The organism is Agrobacterium sp. MA01, from assembly GCF_009650195.1.
Lineage (GTDB): Bacteria > Pseudomonadota > Alphaproteobacteria > Rhizobiales > Rhizobiaceae > Allorhizobium.
Genome location: NZ_CP045854.1, coordinates 2239732 through 2256757 on the forward strand (window position 1 = coordinate 2239732; position 17026 = coordinate 2256757).

At 61.7% G+C, this 17026-nt stretch carries 13 protein-coding genes; 7 read left to right on the forward strand and 6 right to left on the reverse strand.

Features of this window, described 5'->3' with window-relative positions; genetic code table 11:
- Positions 1-35 precede the first annotated feature (35 nt).
- Both GH983_RS10890 and GH983_RS10895 read left to right on the forward strand, forming a co-directional pair.
- The gene (locus GH983_RS10890; RefSeq protein WP_153762418.1) at positions 36-671 is read left to right on the forward strand and encodes a LysE family translocator; all 636 of its coding nucleotides are present in this window, start codon (positions 36-38) and stop codon (positions 669-671) included.
- Positions 672-804: 133 nt separating this feature from the next.
- Complete coding sequence (locus GH983_RS10895) at positions 805-1770, forward strand: lytic transglycosylase domain-containing protein (protein ID WP_153762419.1); 966 nt, start codon at positions 805-807, stop codon at positions 1768-1770.
- A 9-nt stretch (positions 1771-1779) separates the two neighbouring features.
- On the opposite strand, the gene GH983_RS10900 is transcribed toward GH983_RS10895, so the two are convergent.
- Together GH983_RS10900 and GH983_RS10905 are read right to left on the reverse strand one after the other, a co-directional pair.
- Entirely contained in the window at positions 1780-3147 is a 1368-nt protein-coding gene (locus GH983_RS10900) for a serine hydrolase (protein WP_153762420.1), read from the reverse strand.
- A 90-nt stretch (positions 3148-3237) separates the two neighbouring features.
- Positions 3238-4806, reverse strand: coding sequence for a bifunctional diguanylate cyclase/phosphodiesterase (locus GH983_RS10905; protein WP_194842817.1), 1569 nt, complete (start codon positions 4804-4806; stop codon positions 3238-3240).
- A gap of 140 nt (positions 4807-4946) precedes the next feature.
- Between GH983_RS10905 and GH983_RS10910 the strand changes: the two genes are divergently transcribed.
- The 4 genes from GH983_RS10910 (at position 4947) to GH983_RS10925 (ending at position 9058) form a co-directional block, all read left to right on the forward strand.
- Positions 4947-6197, forward strand: coding sequence for a DUF3419 family protein (locus tag GH983_RS10910; RefSeq protein WP_153762422.1), 1251 nt, complete (start codon positions 4947-4949; stop codon positions 6195-6197).
- A complete protein-coding gene (locus tag GH983_RS10915) occupies positions 6194-6862 on the forward strand; it encodes a class I SAM-dependent methyltransferase (RefSeq protein ID WP_153762423.1) in 669 nt (222 codons plus the stop codon). Before GH983_RS10910 ends, GH983_RS10915 begins: the two co-directional genes overlap by 4 nt.
- 130 nt (positions 6863-6992) lie before the next feature.
- Positions 6993-7772: a GH25 family lysozyme gene (locus GH983_RS10920; protein WP_153762424.1), complete on the forward strand. Its 780-nt coding sequence runs from the start codon at positions 6993-6995 to the stop codon at positions 7770-7772.
- 98 nt (positions 7773-7870) lie between these two features.
- Positions 7871-9058, forward strand: a complete 1188-nt coding sequence (locus GH983_RS10925) for a lytic murein transglycosylase (RefSeq protein WP_153762425.1) — start codon at positions 7871-7873, stop codon at positions 9056-9058.
- A 510-nt stretch (positions 9059-9568) separates the two neighbouring features.
- Here GH983_RS10925 and metF read toward each other — a convergent pair.
- The 4 genes from metF to ettA all read right to left on the reverse strand — a co-directional run bounded on the left by metF (position 9569) and on the right by ettA (position 15831).
- Positions 9569-10477, reverse strand: coding sequence for a methylenetetrahydrofolate reductase [NAD(P)H] (gene metF, locus GH983_RS10930; RefSeq protein ID WP_194842818.1), 909 nt, complete (start codon positions 10475-10477; stop codon positions 9569-9571).
- A complete protein-coding gene (locus GH983_RS10935) occupies positions 10478-11485 on the reverse strand; it encodes a metalloregulator ArsR/SmtB family transcription factor (RefSeq protein ID WP_069041102.1) in 1008 nt (335 codons plus the stop codon).
- A gap of 168 nt (positions 11486-11653) precedes the next feature.
- Complete coding sequence (locus GH983_RS10940) at positions 11654-13939, reverse strand: methyl-accepting chemotaxis protein (RefSeq protein ID WP_246727541.1); 2286 nt, start codon at positions 13937-13939, stop codon at positions 11654-11656.
- A 242-nt stretch (positions 13940-14181) separates the two neighbouring features.
- Positions 14182-15831 carry an energy-dependent translational throttle protein EttA gene (gene ettA, locus GH983_RS10945; RefSeq protein WP_054151653.1) on the reverse strand — a complete coding sequence of 550 codons (1650 nt, stop codon included), beginning with the start codon at positions 15829-15831 and terminating at the stop codon, positions 14182-14184.
- A 246-nt stretch (positions 15832-16077) separates the two neighbouring features.
- On the opposite strand from ettA, the gene GH983_RS10950 reads away from it, so the two are divergent.
- Positions 16078-17004, forward strand: a complete 927-nt coding sequence (locus tag GH983_RS10950; RefSeq protein WP_153762426.1) for an alpha/beta hydrolase — start codon at positions 16078-16080, stop codon at positions 17002-17004.
- Positions 17005-17026: the final 22 nt, after the last annotated feature.

The following is a 17026-nucleotide window of genomic DNA, read 5'->3' on the forward strand; positions in this document are numbered from 1 at the left end:
GAAAGCTGGCTTCCTCTCCTGGAGGAGTGAGTGTCATGCCCCATTCTACCTGGATCCTGTTCGCAGTCGTCGCCGCGGCCCTTCTGGTCGTGCCCGGCCGGTCCAAGCGCATGGTTCTGTCCTATGCGCTGGCCCATGGCCGCAAGAGCGTCTTCGCGACGGGAACGGGCGTTGCACTCGGCACCGCCGTTTCGGTCGCAGCGACACTCGCCATCTCATGGGGCCTGATCTCCCTGTCGACGCTGACGTTTTCGATCTTCCAGTGGATCGGCCTGTTCTGGCTGATGCTCTTCGGGCTTGGCCTCGCGCGTGCGCCTGCCGGCATCGAACCGGTAGCCGACAACGACAATCTGCCGGAGGAGAAGCCGCTTCGCGTCATCGCGCATTGCTTCGAAAGCGAATCCCGCGACCCGCGCAGCAGCCTGCTCGTTGCCGCACTTCTGCCGCAATTCCTGACGCCGGCCGCTCCGTTCATTCCCCAGGCGATCGCGCTTGGCGCCACCTTCGTTGCCCTCTCGGCCTTGTCCTGCATCGTCTATGCACTGTTTCCCGAACGCGTCCGAAAAATCGTTAGGAAACATGCAGTTCGCCGTACTGTGAACCGTTCCGGCCGCACCGTCCTGATTGCGGCAAAGGCGGTTACGGCCGGCTATCGAAAGATCGCGGCCTGAGCCGCGGGACGCGTCTGCGAAATGCCCCCGAGGTCGCAAGCTTGCCGCAATGCTGGGCATAGATTAAGAAACGGAAACGAATAGTCGGCTGATTTGCCGGTGACCTCGCGTGCATCTCGTAACGGATAGTGGCATGAACGTCAGAACTGACCGCGGCATCGCTCTCTGCATGGCTGCCTTACTGTTGGCTGGACTGGGTGGATGCACCGCGATCGATGAAAGCGTGAAGGCAGATCTCGCTGCCGCACCGGTCGCCAATCCGAAGTCTCCGGAAATGCAGGCTGCCATGGCTGCCGAGGCCGCCACGAATGGCACAGCCGGGGCCCAGGCGTCGTTGATGACGCAGGCCGAGCTCGCAGCCGCAAACCCGGGCCCTGCACCACTCATTCCCGGCACGGAAACCGCAGCGCCGATCCCGGCCTTGAAGGCCTCGGCTCTCTCCCCCACCACGCCGCAGACAGCAGCCACCGATGCACTGGCCATGGTAACGACGCCTGTTGCCGCAGGGAGCCAGCAGATGACGGCTGCGGCAGCTTCGACCGAAGCGACGCTCACCCCTCCTGGCGTTGGCGCAAGTGCAACACCTGCACCGGCAGCCGCGACGGCGCCAACGACGGGACAGGCTCCCGTCGTCCTGGCTTATGCAGCCCCCCTGCGCGCGACGGCGCTCACCAGCTTCGGCGACCCCTTCGACGTGTCGCCTCCGGGCGAACCACCAGCACCCAATGCGGGCCGGAAGCCGGATACGGTCGGCCCTACGCGTCTCAACGCGCTTATCGAGAAATATTCACGGCTCCACGAAATCCCGATTGATCTCGTCCACCGCGTCGTGCACCGGGAAAGCCGCTACAATCCGGCCGCCTATAGCAAGGGCAATTACGGCCTGATGCAGATCCGCTACAACACGGCGAAGGCGATGGGTTACGACGGCCCAGCCGACGGACTGTTCGATGCCGAAACCAACATCAAATATGCGGTCAAGTATCTGAAGGGCGCATGGGTCGTCGCCGACAATGATCACGACCAGGCTGTCCGCCTCTATTCTCGTGGCTACTATTACGATGCCAAGCGCAAGGGCCTGCTGCATCTGATGCAGTAATCCGTCTCGTCAGCTTAGGCCATCACGTATGGCCTGCAGGAGCCTCTGCGGTCTGTAGTCGAGGCGGCGCGGTGTAAGCCCGAGCCGGACGACCACCAGTCTCTCAGACGGAATGACGGCAATCGACTGTCCGTCATGGCCGAGCATCCAGAGCGTCTCATCGGGCAGCGAAAAATTGCTGTCCTTGTCTCCGGGACCATTCTGCCAGGCCTGCCCTCTCGTATAGGCGCCGTTGGACGCAGCAGCCGGTTCATAGACGCGTGCCATGACGGACGGATCGACGAGCTGACGGCCGGACCAGCGTCCGTTCTCCGCAATCAAGAGACCGAACCGTGCCCAGTCGCGGGCCGTCGCGTACAGATAGGAACCGCCGACAAAAGTACCGGTCGCATCCGCTTCGAGCACCGCGCTGCGCATACCGATCACATCGAACAAGGCTGCCCGCGGGTAGGCGAGCGCCGCCTCCCGGTTCGAAAACCGCGACATCCAGTAACGCGAGATCAGCACCGTTTCTCCGGAGGAGTAATTGAAACGCGTGCCCGGCCCTGCCGCCGCAGGCAGCGACGCCGCATAGGCACCCATATCGCGTTCGAGATAGAGCATGCGCGTCACGTCAGTCACGTCGCCATAGCTCTCATTGAAACTGAGACCGCTTTGCATGGCGAGTAGATCCGAAAGCGAGATCTCGGCGCGGCTGTCACCGTTCCATTCGCCAAAGAGGTTCGTCGCATTCTCGTCGACCCGTCCCTCCCCCTTGAGGATGCCGACCAGCGCGGCCGTCACCGTCTTCGTCATGGACCAACCCAGAAGCGGTGTTTCCGCATTGAAACCGGGACCATAGGCTTCACCGACGATCCGGCCGTCCTTCACGACGACGACTGCACGAGCACTCGGCCCGAGAAGGTCGGGATCGGAAAGCATGGCCTGGAGCCGCGGATCGTTCTGCGCCACTGCGTCACCATCCGGCCAGGCCCGGGCCGTGTCGACTGAGCCCGCTTCGGCCGGCGGAGCAGACAGGCGTCTTGCCGCGTCGATCTCGGATTCGTTGACTGCAGCACAGCCCAGGCCGGTGCGATGCAGTGCGGCCGATGGTGCGACGACACCGAGCAAGGCTGTTTTCACCAGGCCCTGTTCGAGATCGACCTCGGCGCGCACGAGTTTGAGCAAGGGGTGCCCGGGGGCCTGCACATCGTCGCGCAGCACTTCGTCGGCGTCGCGACCGGCTATGAACACGTTCGAGCAGACGATCTTGGCGGCATAGCCGGTGCCGACCCTGAGAAGTTCGGGCGGAAATGCGACGATCCAGGCTGCGGCCACAGCAACGATGCCGACCAGGGCCACCGCCACCCGTGCGCCCCACTTCATCAGTCTCCGCATAAGCCTCTCCTCCTGTTGCCGCTATCGAAGCAGGAATGGATGACAGGCGAAAGATGAGCAGGCCGCGTGTCTGAAGTTATCCCGCGACTTTCAACCGACGGGCGCTGCGCGTTGCGCGAGCCGGGCCTGCAGGTAGTTGAGCGCCTCCGCAGCTGCAACGGGTCTTGAAAACAGGAACCCTTGAGCCTCGCCGATGCCGAGGCGCTTGACGAAATCCAACTGGCTGTTCGTCTCGATGCCCTCGATGGTGGTCCGGATCTGGAAGGTCTCCGACAGCTTGTGCATCAGGTCAACGAGTTTCGCACCCTGGCTGGTCTCGAGCATCTGTTTCGCAAACGAGCGGTCGATCTTCAGTTCGTCGAGCGGGAAGAGCCGCAGATTGTTGATCGACGAGAAGCCGGTGCCGAAATCGTCGAGCGCGATGCGCACGCCGCTCGAGCGAAGCTCGGCGAGACTGCGGCAAACAAGATCGATATCGACGGAAAAGACCGCCTCTGTCACTTCGATCGTCAGCCGCTCGGGCGCCAGCCCGGTATCCACCAGACAATCGAGGATATGCGTCACGAAGTTCGGATCCTTGAACTGGTCGCCCGACACGTTGACGCTGACGCCCGTCGGTTCCGGCCAGGTTACGGCTGCGGCGCAAGCCTGTTGCACGACCCATTTGCCGATCACCTGAATGATGCCGGTCTTCTCTGCGAGAGGGATGAAGATGTCAGGCGTGATCAATCCTCTCGTCGGATGGCGCCAGCGCAGAAGCGCCTCCAGCGATCGCACGTCGCCATTCTCCACGGCAACAATCGGCTGGTATTCAAGATAGAATTCCCCGTCGACGAAGCCGCGCGCAAGGTCGCGCTCGAGCTCGAGGCCTTCCCGCACTTCACGGGCGAGACTTTCATCGTAGAAGGCATGGGCGGGGCCGAAGACCTCCTTGGCGCGATAGAGGGCAAGGTCCGCTCGCTGCAACAAGGCCGTGACGTTCCGGTCCTCGGGCGAGATGAGCGTCGCCCCGATGCTAAGCCCGGCCATGACGCGGCCCTGCTCCAGTTCGAAGGGGCGGGCGAGCGCGTCTTCGATCGCCAGGCAGACGAACTCTGCCACCGGGCGGCGCAGTGCTTGCGGTAGGATGACCGCGAACTCGTCGGCCCCGAGACGAAACAACTGCGCACCCTCGCCCGAAGCCTGGCGCAGACGCTCGGCCACGACGACCAACAGTGCGTCGCCAGCCGCATGTCCCAGCGTGTCGTTGACATATTTGAAGCGGTCGAGATCGATGAGCAGAAGCGTACCGCCGGAAGGACCACGTGCCGCCAGCAGGGCTTCGAGTGCCTCATTCAGCGCCTGGCGGTTTCCAAGCCCGGTTAGACGATCGAAACGTGAGGCAGCCTCAAGCGCCGTCGCACCACCTTCGAGGCGACTGATGCGCTCATGCAGCATGGCCTCCCAGGAGGCGATTCGCCAACCGACTGCGGCGCCGACAAGCGGCAGGCTGATGGCCGCAAGTGAGGACCATTCACTCAGAAAAGCTGTGGAAAGACCGACAAAACCGGACTGCACCACAACGGGTAGAGCCATGGCTGCCGGAGCCGCAGCGCCGCCCAGAAACCCCGCAAGACCGTAGCGCAGTCGCCTCCCAAACGGGATTTCACTTAACATCATGTTAAACACCCCTAAAATAACTGAGGACAATTTGTATAAAATGCATTGAAATTCGGTTACCGCCGCGCCGTCAACGACGTCATCAAACTGTAGCACCCGGGCGCTACACGCCGTGAAACCCAACAAGAGGGCGGATCGACATGACTGAGCTTGCACCCGATGCCGGATTTCGCGGAAACGAGAAGCTGAAGGGTGCATTGCTGCAACATGCCGCCCTTTCGCCGGCGGGCCTTTCGGAACGGCTTTTCGGCCTGCTGTTTTCCGGCCTCGTCTATGCGCAGATCTGGGAGGATCCGGAGGTCGACATGCAGGCCATGGATCTTTCCGAAGGCCATCGCATCGTCACCATCGGCTCGGGCGGCTGCAACATGCTCGCCTATCTCAGCCGTCGCCCGGCCTCGATCGATGTGGTCGACCTGAACCCGAACCATATCGCCCTCAACCGTCTGAAGCTTGCCGCCTTCCGCCACCTGCCCGACCACGCCTCCGTCCGTCGCCTGCTTGGCGAAAAGGGCGTCAGCACCAATGTCCGGATGTATGACCGCCACATCGCGCCCAACCTGGACACAGCGACTCTGCGCCACTGGGAAGCGCGCGGCTTGACGGGTCGCAAACGAATTTCCGTCTTCAACCGCAACATCTACCGCACCGGCCTTCTTGGGCGGTTCATCACCGTCGGCCACCTGATCGCCCGCAGCCATGGCGTTCGCCTGGAAGAACTTGCCGAAACCCGCTCCTTGCGCGAACAGCGGATGTTTTTCGACAGCCGCATCGCACCGCTGTTCGACAAGCCGCTCATTCGCTGGCTGACCCGCCGCAAGAGTTCGCTCTTCGGCCTTGGCATCCCACCGCAGCAATATGACGAGCTCGCATCGCTGGCCAACGACGGGACGATCGCTCCCGTGCTGCGCCACCGCCTGGAAAAGCTCTGCTGCCATTTTCTGCTGCGCGACAACTATTTCGCCTGGCAGGCATTTCTCCGCCGCTATCCGAAGCCGGAAGAAGGCGTTCTGCCCACCTATCTGCAGGAACAGCACTACCGCGCCATCCGGGACACAGCGGATCGCGTGACCGTTCACCACGCCAATTTCACCGAACTCCTGGCGAAAAAGCCAGCCGGCAGCGTCGATCGCTACGTGCTGCTCGACGCACAGGACTGGATGAACGAGCGACAGCTGAACGAGCTGTGGACCGAAATCACGCGTACCGCCTCTGAAGGCGCCCGCGTCATCTTCCGCACCGCGGCGGAAGACAGCATCCTGGACGGAAAGCTCGCACCCGCCCTGCTCGACCAGTGGCATTATCAGCCCGAACGCTCGCATACCCTGAACACTCAGGACCGCTCCGCCATCTATGGTGGCTTCCACATCTATGAGAAGCGGCCCGCATGAGCGAGAGCCCTGCCGCCCTCGCTGCCACCACCAGCCAGGACCACGCGGACCGCATGAACCAGATGTATCGCTATCAGCGGCATATCTACGACCTGACGCGGAAATACTACCTGCTCGGTCGAGACCACATGATCGCAGGTCTCGATCTGCAAAACGGCGGCTCACTCCTGGAAATCGGCTGCGGCACGGGTCGCAACCTTGCCCTTGCCCGGCGGCACTTTCCGCATGCAAACCTCTTTGGCCTCGACATATCGGCAGAGATGCTCGCAACAGCCCAGGCTAAGTTCGAGGGCAAGGCATCACGCCCAAGGCTTGAGGTCGCCGATGCCACGACATTTTGCGCCGCCGATTTCGGACAGCCGCATTTTGACCGGGTGATGATCTCCTATGCCCTGTCGATGATTCCCGACTGGCAGGCGGCCATTGACCGGGGCGTCGAGGCGCTCGCCCCTGAGGGATCCCTGCACATCATCGACTTCGGCCAGCAGGAGCGCCTGCCCCAGTGGTTTCAGAAGGGTCTGCAGGCCTGGCTCGCACGCTTCCACGTCAGCCCCCGCCCGGACTTGAAAAGCGTTCTCGAAGAGCGGGCGGCGGCAAAGGGCTTGCAGTTGCGATTCGAGCCCCTCTGGCGTGGCTATGCCTGGCACGCCGTCCTCACCCGCTGACGGCCTCGCGCAAGCAAGATTGCATCTATTCCGGATTTGACGATGATGGGCGACAACGGTCGGCTCCCACGCGTGTCGTTGTTGCACCTTGTGGGGCAACTTGCCTTAATCATGAGATCACGGACCCTCGATGCGGTGGCTTCCCACACTTCTTCTCCCGCTTTGCCTTGCAGTTTCAGGCTGCACCGCGAGCTCTTACGACCTGTTGGAAACAGCCTCCCTCTCTCCGCGTTTCCAGGACACCGATCCCCAGCATTTCGATGGCAAGACACCGCATCGTCACGAGGTGCATGGCATCGACGTCTCCAAATGGAACGGCGACGTCGACTGGCGCCAGGTGAAAAAGTCGGGCGTATCCTTCGTCTTCATCAAGGCGACGGAAGGCAAGGACATGCTTGATCCACGCTTCCACGAATACTGGAAGGGCGCGAGCGATGCCGGGATCCCGCACGCTGCTTACCACTTCTACTATTTCTGTTCGACGGCCGACGAGCAGGCCGACTGGTTCATCAAGAACGTGCCGCGCGATGCCAACCTCCTGCCACCGGTGCTCGACGTCGAGTGGAACCCGACCTCCCCGACCTGTCGCCTGCGGCCGGATCCCGCAACGGTGCGCAGCGAAATGCAGCGCTTCATGCAGCGCATAGAGGCCCATTTCGGCAAGCGTCCGATCATCTACACCTCCGTCGATTTCCACCGCGACAACCTAGAGGGCGCGTTCAAGGATCATCACTTCTGGGTCCGGGCCGTCGCGCAGCATCCAAGCGTGATTTATCCGGAACGGCGTTGGTCCTTCTGGCAATACACGTCGACAGGCGTCATTCCCGGCATCCGCGGCGAAACCGATATCAACGTTTTCGCCGGCACCCAGAAGAACTGGCAGAACTGGGTCGCTGCCGTCTCGAAATGATCGCAAACGGAGCCTAGAGGCTCTGAGAAACAAACCCATGCCATCGCATGCCGGCGCAAACGCGGCCTGCGGCGGCACGCAACCCGAAGGACTGATCGATGAACAAAGCCCTGCGTCATGCGCTCCCTCTCGCCCTCATTCTTGCCTCAGCCGGTTTCGCCCAGGCGCAGCAGCAATGCGGCGGCGATCTCGCGACCTTCCTCGAAGGCGTGAAGGCGGAAGCCATTGCCGCGGGCTCGCCTCCAGAGATTGCCGACAAGGCGCTCGCGGGTGCGGCCATCGACCAGAAGGTTCTCTCGCGCGACCGTTCGCAGGGCGTTTTCCGCCAGACCTTCCTGGAATTCTCGAGCCGCACCGGCAGTCAGGCGCGCCTCGACACCGGCCTTAAGAAGATCAGGGAATACGCCGATGTCTTCGCACGCGCCGAACAGGAATATGGCGTACCGGCCGGCGTCATCACCGCCTTCTGGGCCAAGGAGACAGACTTTGGCGCCGTGCAGGGCGACTTCAACACCCGCAACGCGCTGGTCACGCTCGCCCATGACTGCCGCCGTCCGGAACTTTTCCGCCCGCAACTACTGGCGCTCATCAAGATGGTCGAGCACGGCGATCTCGACCCTGCGACCAACACCGGAGCCTGGGCCGGCGAAATTGGCCAGGTGCAAATGCTCCCTGAAGACATCATCGCCTTTGGCGTGGATGGCGATGGCGACAACCATGTGAACGTCAAGCAGAGCAGCCCTGACGCCCTTCTCACGGCTGCGCGCTTCATTCAGCATCTCGGCTTCAAGCGCGGCGAACCTTGGATCCAGGAAGTCAGCATTCCGGAAAACCTGCCCTTCGAGAAGTCGGGCCTTGGCGGCACGATGACGGCAGGTGAGTGGTTTGCGCTCGGCGTTCAGCCTCGCGATGGCGAGACAGCTTTCTCTGCCCTGCCAGCCTCGCTGATCCTGCCGCAGGGCCGCAAGGGACCGGCCTTCATCACCTATCCCAACTTCAACATCTATCTCGAATGGAATCAGTCCTTCATCTACACGACTTCGGCGGCCTATTTTGCCACCCGCTTTGGCGGCGCGCCTGTCTATCAGAAGGGCAATCCGGAACCGGGCCTCGACACCGACCAGATGATGGCGCTGCAAACCAAGCTGCAGGGCCTTGGCCACGACGTCGGCAAGATCGACGGCATCCTCGGTGCCGGCACGCGCGTCGCGGTGCAGAAGGAGCAGCAGCGAGTCGGCCTACCCGCCGATGGCTGGCCGACACCGGCACTGCTGGCCGCACTCTGATATCCGCATCAAAGACCACATGATCGAGCCGGGGCGCCTCCACGCCCCGGCTTTTTTGTTTCGAGCAACTGTCGATCTGGTGATGCTGAGGATTTCAGCGCCTTGAGTCGGCCCTACAAACGCTCACGGAAATTAAACTTCATTAATAGCGCGAGACCTGAAGCAAGTCGTTGAAACGAATAGCTTATCGAATGTTAGGCATACGTTATCCACTGCAGAATGACGCAGCGCAGCACAGATTTACCCTTGCGCCGACACAAATCAGACATAATATCTAACGGTCAACGCAAGGAGGCACACATGGGACTGACTAATTCAATTAATGTCCTGATCGTCGGTGCAGCGTTTGTTTTCATCGCAACGATGCTGTTTATCTGACACGGGTCTGAGTAACTGAAACCCATGAGTTGGCCTAGTTAGGCCTCTCCAGCAGATATGATTTCAAAACGAATAAAAGGCGCATGACACGGACCGTCATGCGCCTTTTCTCATGCCGACGGCGACCTCAGATCAAGCAGCAGCGCTGGAAACCTTGGCGGCCTTCGCCGTGATGCCGAGCCGGTCCAGGGTCGCAATGGTCAGCGGCGCCCGGTTCATCGTGTAGATGTGAAACTCCTCGATACCGCGACGCGCGAGATCGGCGATCTGTTCCGCCGCAATGTCGGCCGCAACGGCGGCACGCGCCTGAGCATCGCCCTCGGTCCCCTGGAAGCGCTCGTCGAGAAACGACGGGGTGCTGGCGCCACACATAGAAGCGAAACGCTTCAGCTGCGTCAGGTTCTGTATCGGCATGATGCCGGGCACGATCGGGATGGTGATCCCCGCCGCGCGGACACGTCCCAGGTAGCGCTCGAAGATATCGTTGTCGAAGAAGAACTGCGTCAGCGCGCGCGTTGCTCCCGCATCCACCTTCTGCTTGAGCATGTCGAGATCGACGTCGTCGTTTTCGCTTTCCGGATGGCGCTCGGGATAGGCGGAGACGGAGATCTCGAAATCGCCGAGGTCACGCAGACCGGAGACGAGGTCGGCAGCATTGACGAAGCCACCCGGATGCGGCGCATAGCGGCTGCCGACGCCCCCTTGTGGGTCGCCACGCAGCGCCACGAAGTGGCGAACGCCGGCGGCCTGAAACTCTTCGACGACCGCGCGCACCTCGTCACGCGTCGCACCCACACAGGTGAGATGCGAAGCAGTGGCAAGCGGGGTCTCGGCAATCAACCGCTTGACGGTCGCAAGGGTCGGCTCGCGCGTTGTACCGCCGGCACCATAGGTCACCGAAACGAAATCGGGCTGGTAAGGCTGCAGGGCCTTCACCGCCTGCCAGAGCTGATCCTCCATATCGGGCGACTTGGGCGGGAAGAACTCGAAGGAGATCCGCGCATCAGGGGTCTTGGCGATCGGCCGTTCGGGCATGGTCATCTATCTGCTCCCGGTCAAGGCAAGGGGTTGTACTGAAGTGGCCCTGCCCGCAGCGCTCCCGCGCCGGGCAAGCCAGATGGTCACGGTGAGCCCGCGCCCCGCCGCAGTTTCCGGCGGCAGATCGATGACGTCCTCGACGGCCAAACCCTGGCGGTCGAGCCATTCGGCCATGACGCCATGGGAGAAGCCGAGGCGCACATGGGCGTGCTCGTCCCGGAGATATTCATGGGCATGGGGTGCGAGATCGATGATCGCGAGCCGACCACCCGGCTTCAGCATGCGCGCAGCCTCGGCGAGAGCCAGTTCCGGCTCCTCAAGGAAGTGCAGAACCTGATGGATCGTGACAAGGTCGTAGTCGCCGGCATCGAGCGGCAGGTTCAGGATGTCACCATGACGCACGCTGGCGGACAGGATGCCTTCTTTGTCGAGGTTGGAGCGGGCGACCGCCAGCATGTCGCGGCTGGCATCGATCCCGATTGCGCGGCGGTAGCGTGGCGAAAGCAGTTGCAGGATACGGCCAGTGCCTGTGCCGAGGTCGAGCATGGATTCGACCGCGTCGGTTCCAACGATCCGCAGCAGAGCCGCTTCTACATCGGCATCATTAACATGCAGCCGGCGAAGCTCATCCCATTCGGAAGCGTTGCGACTGAAATAGGCCTGCGCCTTCTCAGCCCTCGCCCGCTTGACGCTGGCCAGGCGATCCCGGTCACGCTGGAGGACAGGATCGCTCTCCTCGGCAGCATCCAGCAACAGTCGAACCAGTGCCGCGCCCGAGCCTTCCTGCTTCAGCCGAAAATAGGCCCACGCGCCCTCCTGATAGCGATCAATCAGATCGGCTTCCGCGAGCAACTTCAGATGACGGGAGATTCGTGGCTGCGACTGACCGAGAATTTCGGTAAGATCGGTGACCGTGAGATCGCCCGCAGACAGAAGCGTGAGGAGACGCAGGCGGGTTGGTTCACCCGCCGCCTTCAGCAATTCCACAAGAGTATCGACACCGAGTCTCATTCACACCACCGCAATAACGACATAAAGATATCTTTATGTCCTTTTTCGATGTGATGCAAGCCTTAATCCGCGGCCACCGCTAGCTTGACGGTGAAAAGGAAAACGGCCGCCTCTTCAGGCGGCCGTCGCGATATCAGTGAGACACTCGTCAAGCGACTGACAGAAGCCTCAGAACTCTTCCCAGCTCTCGCTTGCGAGCGCGGTATTGCCGGACACAGCGGGTGTCACTCGACGGGGAGCAGCCTGCTGTGCGGCCGGAACAGCAGAGCGTGCTGGTTGCGGCGATACCGGAGCCATCGAACGCGTCTGGCGCGAAACCTGAGCAGCCGAGGCCACGCCCTGCCCCGTCCGGAAACGCTGCAACAGCTCCGCAAGGCTTGCGGCCTCCTGAGCGAGACCCGCGGACGCCGCGTTCATCTCCTCCACCATGGCCGCATTCTTCTGGGTCGCCTGGTCCATGTGGTTGACTGCCTGATTGACCTCGCCGAGACCGACCGACTGTTCCTGCGCGGCAGAGGCGATGGCATCCATATGCTCGTTGATCGCCTGAACCAGGCCGGCGATCGCCGTCAGGCCGTCGCCGGTCTCGTTGACCAGTTTCACGCCTTCGCTGACAGCGACTTCGGAATTCCCGATGAGGGCCTTGATTTCCTTCGCCGCATTCGCCGAACGCTGCGCGAGCTCGCGAACCTCCTGCGCCACGACCGCAAAGCCCTTGCCCGCCTCACCCGCACGCGCGGCCTCGACGCCGGCATTGAGCGCCAGGAGGTTCGTCTGGAAGGCGATCTCATCGATCACGCCGATGATCTGGCTGATCTGCTTGGAGGCATGCTCGATGCGCTCCATCGCAGTGACCGCGTTTCCGACCACCACACCGGACTGTTCCGCACGGCTGCGGGTGTTTCGCACGATGTCGCGCGCTTCTCCGGTCCGCCGCGACGTGGCCGTCACGTTGGAGGTGATCTCTTCGAGCGCCGCTGCGGTCTCCTCGAGCGAAGCTGCCTGTTGTTCCGTGCGCTTGGCCAGATCGTCGGAGGCATGTGAGATCTCGCCGGAACCACCGCTGACGGCATGGGCCGAGCGGCCGACCGAGACCAGAACGCCACGCAGCTGTTGCACCGACGTGTTGAAGTCGTGACGCAGAGCTTCGAACTGAGGGGCAAACTCCTCCTCGATCTCGCAAAGCAGATCGCCCGATGCCAGCCGCTTGAGACCTGCGGCCAGCGTGCCGGTTGCCTTTGTCAGGCGTTCCTCGGCATCGGCCTCAGCACGCGCCTGCATCTCGGCACGCTCGCGCTCGCTGCGAACCCGACTTTCGGATGCTTCGGCTTCCAGCTCGGCATTGCGAATGGCAGCCTCACGGAAGACCTCGACAGACCGGGCCATCGCCCCGATCTCGTCAGTGCGCTCGGTGAAGGGGATGGACTGCAGCGTATCGCCATTGGCCAGTCCGATCATCGAACTGCTGACACGCCCAATGGAACGGGACAACGTGCGGGTGATGGAGACGCTGAAGGCCACGACCAGCAGGATGAAGCTGGAAAGACCGACGATGACGGAAATCATGCTGAAGCGCGCATCGGCCAGACGATCATTGATCGCCTCGAGGAACGCCGTGGCGTTGTCGCGGATGATCGCGGCCGCAAAGTCACGGCGCTTCGCCATGCTTTCGGTGAAAGGCTTCGGATCACGCGCCCCAGCGTAATCCTCGAGGCTTTCCATCGCCTGGAGCGTTTCGTTGATCTGCCTGCCCTCTGCCGTATCGAAGAAGGAATAGAAGCGGCTGATCACATCCGGGCGCGCAAGCTCACGGAAGGGACCGTCGAAGGTCCGTAGCTGGCTCTGCAGCGCGCTGAACCGGACAAGCTCGGCTTTCCCGAAGGCGCCGTTGTCGATGTAGAACTGGCCCATGCGATTGAGACCGAGATAGGCTTCATTGACCTTCATCAGCGCATGATGCGCACGGATGTCGGACGAGAGCGTCAGATCCTCGGTGAGGTTCGCCGTTCTGAGCGTCAGTTCAAGTCCGGCTGCGGCGACTGGCTGGGCGTAACGCAGCGGCAGGATCGGATCCTTGTCGCCGGCATCGAGTTTCTGTCGATACTCCGGCATCCGGGCATACATCTTCTCCAGATTGGCCCGGAGCTGCAGGGTGATCGGATCGCCGTATCCCATCCGGTCGAGCTCGGCCATCTGATCCATCATGGCCTGATAGATCGCATCCGATTGTTTGCGGATCTCCATGCGATTCGGCGCCGTCTCCAGCGGCATGATCATCATCAGCTCGCCGCCTTGATAGGCGAGCTCTGCGAGCGCCGCTGCGCGTGTGAGCTTCTGATACTCCAGATAGCTGTTATAGCCAGCCGCGCCACCAAGACCGGTGACGGCCAGCAACGGCACCAAAGCGATCAGGGTCAGCGCTTTTTGAAACGAAATTTTTCCCAGGATAGACACCTGTCAGTTCCCTCCAGACAGAGAAGGCGGACCTGATGTCGTCTTCTGCCAATTCCCCACTGCGCCTGATGCGCGGCTCCCGGAACTGGTATGGTACACAAACTGTTTAAATTCAGTTTATCGTGATACACGAACGTCTTGCACTCGATGCGACGATGGACAGGCCAAACGAAATGTGGCCCGCAGAGATTGCGAGCCACATTGAACCAGTTTGACGAGCAACAGGGAAAGCCTGTCTCGATTTAGCGCGTCAGGCGCTTGTAAGCCTGGCTGCCCGGGTTGAGCGCATCCGGGCCAAGGCGGCGGATCTTGTCCTGCTCGTAGTCTTCGAAGTTGCCCTCGAACCATTCGACATGGCCATCACCTTCGAAGGCGAGGATATGCGTCGCCAGACGGTCGAGGAACATGCGATCGTGGCTGATGATGATGGCGCAGCCGGCGAAGTTCTCGAGTGCCGTTTCCAGCGCGCCCAGCGTTTCCGTGTCGAGGTCGTTGGTCGGTTCGTCGAGCAGAAGAACGTTGCCGCCGGCCTTCAACATCTTGGCCAGATGCACGCGGTTGCGCTGACCTCCGGAAAGGTTGCCGACCTTCTGCTGCTGATCGCCGCCCTTGAAGTTGAAGGCGCCGCAGTAAGCGCGGGAGTTCATGTCGAACTTGCCGAGCTTGATGATTTCGGCACCGCCCGAAATTTCTTCCCAGACGGTCTTCGAACCATCCAGCGCATCGCGGCTCTGGTCAACATAACCGAGATGGACAGTATCACCGACGCGGATCGAACCGGCATCCGGCTTTTCCTGACCGGTGATCATCTTGAACAGCGTCGACTTGCCGGCGCCGTTCGGGCCGATGATGCCGACGATGCCGCCCGGCGGCAGCTTGATCGACAGGTCGTTGATCAGCGTGCGGCCTTCAAAGCCCTTGGTGATGCCGTCGAGTTCGATGACGACCTGGCCGAGACGCTCGGAGACCGGAATGATGATCTGCGCATCACCGGGACGAATGCCTTCAGCCGCATCAACCAGCTGTTCATAGGCCTTGATACGGGCCTTGGACTTGGCCTGACGGGCCTTCGGGCTGGATGCAATCCATTCCTGTTCGCGCGAGATCGCCTTCTGGCGGCCGGCCTCTTCGCGGTTTTCCTGAAGCATGCGCTTGGCTTTCGCCTGCAGGTAAGCCGAATAGTTGCCTTCGTACGGAATGCCACGGCCGCGGTCGAGTTCGAGGATCCAGCCGGTGACGTTGTCGAGGAAGTAGCGATCGTGGGTGATCATCATCACGGCGCCCGGGTAGTCGCGCAGGTGCTTTTCAAGCCAGGCGATCGTCTCGGCGTCCAAGTGGTTGGTCGGTTCGTCGAGCAAAAGCAGGTCCGGCTGCGAGAGCAGCAGACGGCAAAGCGCGATGCGGCGGCGTTCACCACCGGAAAGCAAGGTGACGTCGGCGTCCTTTGGCGGGCAGCGCAGCGCTTCCATCGCCATTTCGACCTGCTGTTCGAGATCCCAGAGGTTCTGGCTGTCGATGATGTCCTGGAGCTTCGCGCCTTCGTCGGCGGTCTCGTCGGAATAGTTCATCATCAGTTCGTTGTAACGGTCGAGCACGGCCTGCTTGTCGGCCACGCCTTCCATGACGTTCTCGAACGCATTCTTCGCCGGATCGAGATGCGGTTCCTGCTCGAGATAACCGACGGTCGCACCTTCGGCGAGCCAGGCTTCACCGGTGTATTCCTTGTCCTGACCGGCGATGATGCGCAGCACGGTCGACTTACCCGCACCGTTCGGACCGAGGATACCGATCTTGGCATCGGGATAGAACGAGAGGTGGATGTTCTCGAGAATCTTCTTTGCGCCGTAGGACTTGCTAAGTCCCGACATGTGATAGATGAACTGGCGTGCCATGGGGTCTTGCTCCGGCGGGAATGGGAATTTGCCGCTATGTAGGCGAATTGCGTCCTTGGGGCAATGCGGCGCACAAAAAACTGCCGAGAAATACAGCAGTTCTCGCAAGTTTCAGATCATTCCACATCCCCGCCTCGCCGGCCGGGGTCGCTACTCGCCGGCTTGTTCGCGCATCCGGCGTCAAGCCACTGACGCTATTGCGCATGGCAGAGAAATGACCTCCTATCGCGCCATCGGGGGAACCAAATGTTTTCAGATCTTGCCTTTCACCAATCGCCATCAGGCGCCCGTCTTGCCTACCACCACCAGCCATCGACGATCGCGCCGCGCGGTATCGTCCTCATCTGCCATGGCCTGGCAGAACATTCGCGGCGCTACGAGGGGTTCGCCTCGGCTCTGGCCGCCCATGGCTACCACGTCTTTGCCCATGATCACCGCGGACACGGCGAGACGACGGCACCGGACGCTCAACTCGGGATATTCGCGCGCCGCAACGGGGCCGAAAAGGTGATCGCCGATGTCATGGCCATGCGCGAGCTTGCCGTTGAAACCTATCCGGGGCTTCCGGTCATCCTCTTCGGTCACTCCATGGGCGGCCTGATCGCGCTCAACGTCGCTAATGAACATCCACAAGCCTTCCATGGACTGACGATCTGGAATTCCAACTTCAATCCCGGCCTTGCCGGACGCTTCGCCCAAGCCGTGCTTTCTCTTGAGCAGATGCTGAAGGGCTCCGACGTCCCGTCACTAGTCCTGCCAAAGGCGACCTTCGTTGCCTGGGGCCGCGCAATCAAGGGCCATCGGACGCCATTCGACTGGCTCTCGCATGACGCGCGCGAGGTCGACGCCTATATCGCCGATCCGCTCTGCGGCTTCGATGCCAGCGTCTCCATGTGGCGCGATATCTTTCGCCTGACTTTCGCAGGCGCCGCCCCCGAACGTCTTGAGCGCCTGCCGCAACGCCTCCCCGTCTATCTGGTCGGCGGCGCTGAGGACCCCGCAACCAATATGGGCCGCGAGATACGCTGGCTCGGCCAACGCATGCTCGATGTCGGCATGACGGATGTCGAAACCACGGTCTATGACGGCATGCGCCATGAGACGCTGAACGAGATCGGTCGCGAAAAGGCGATCGCCGATTTCCTCGCCTGGCTCGGCAATCTCAGCCCTTGATCTGGCCAGATCTTGCCGAAAC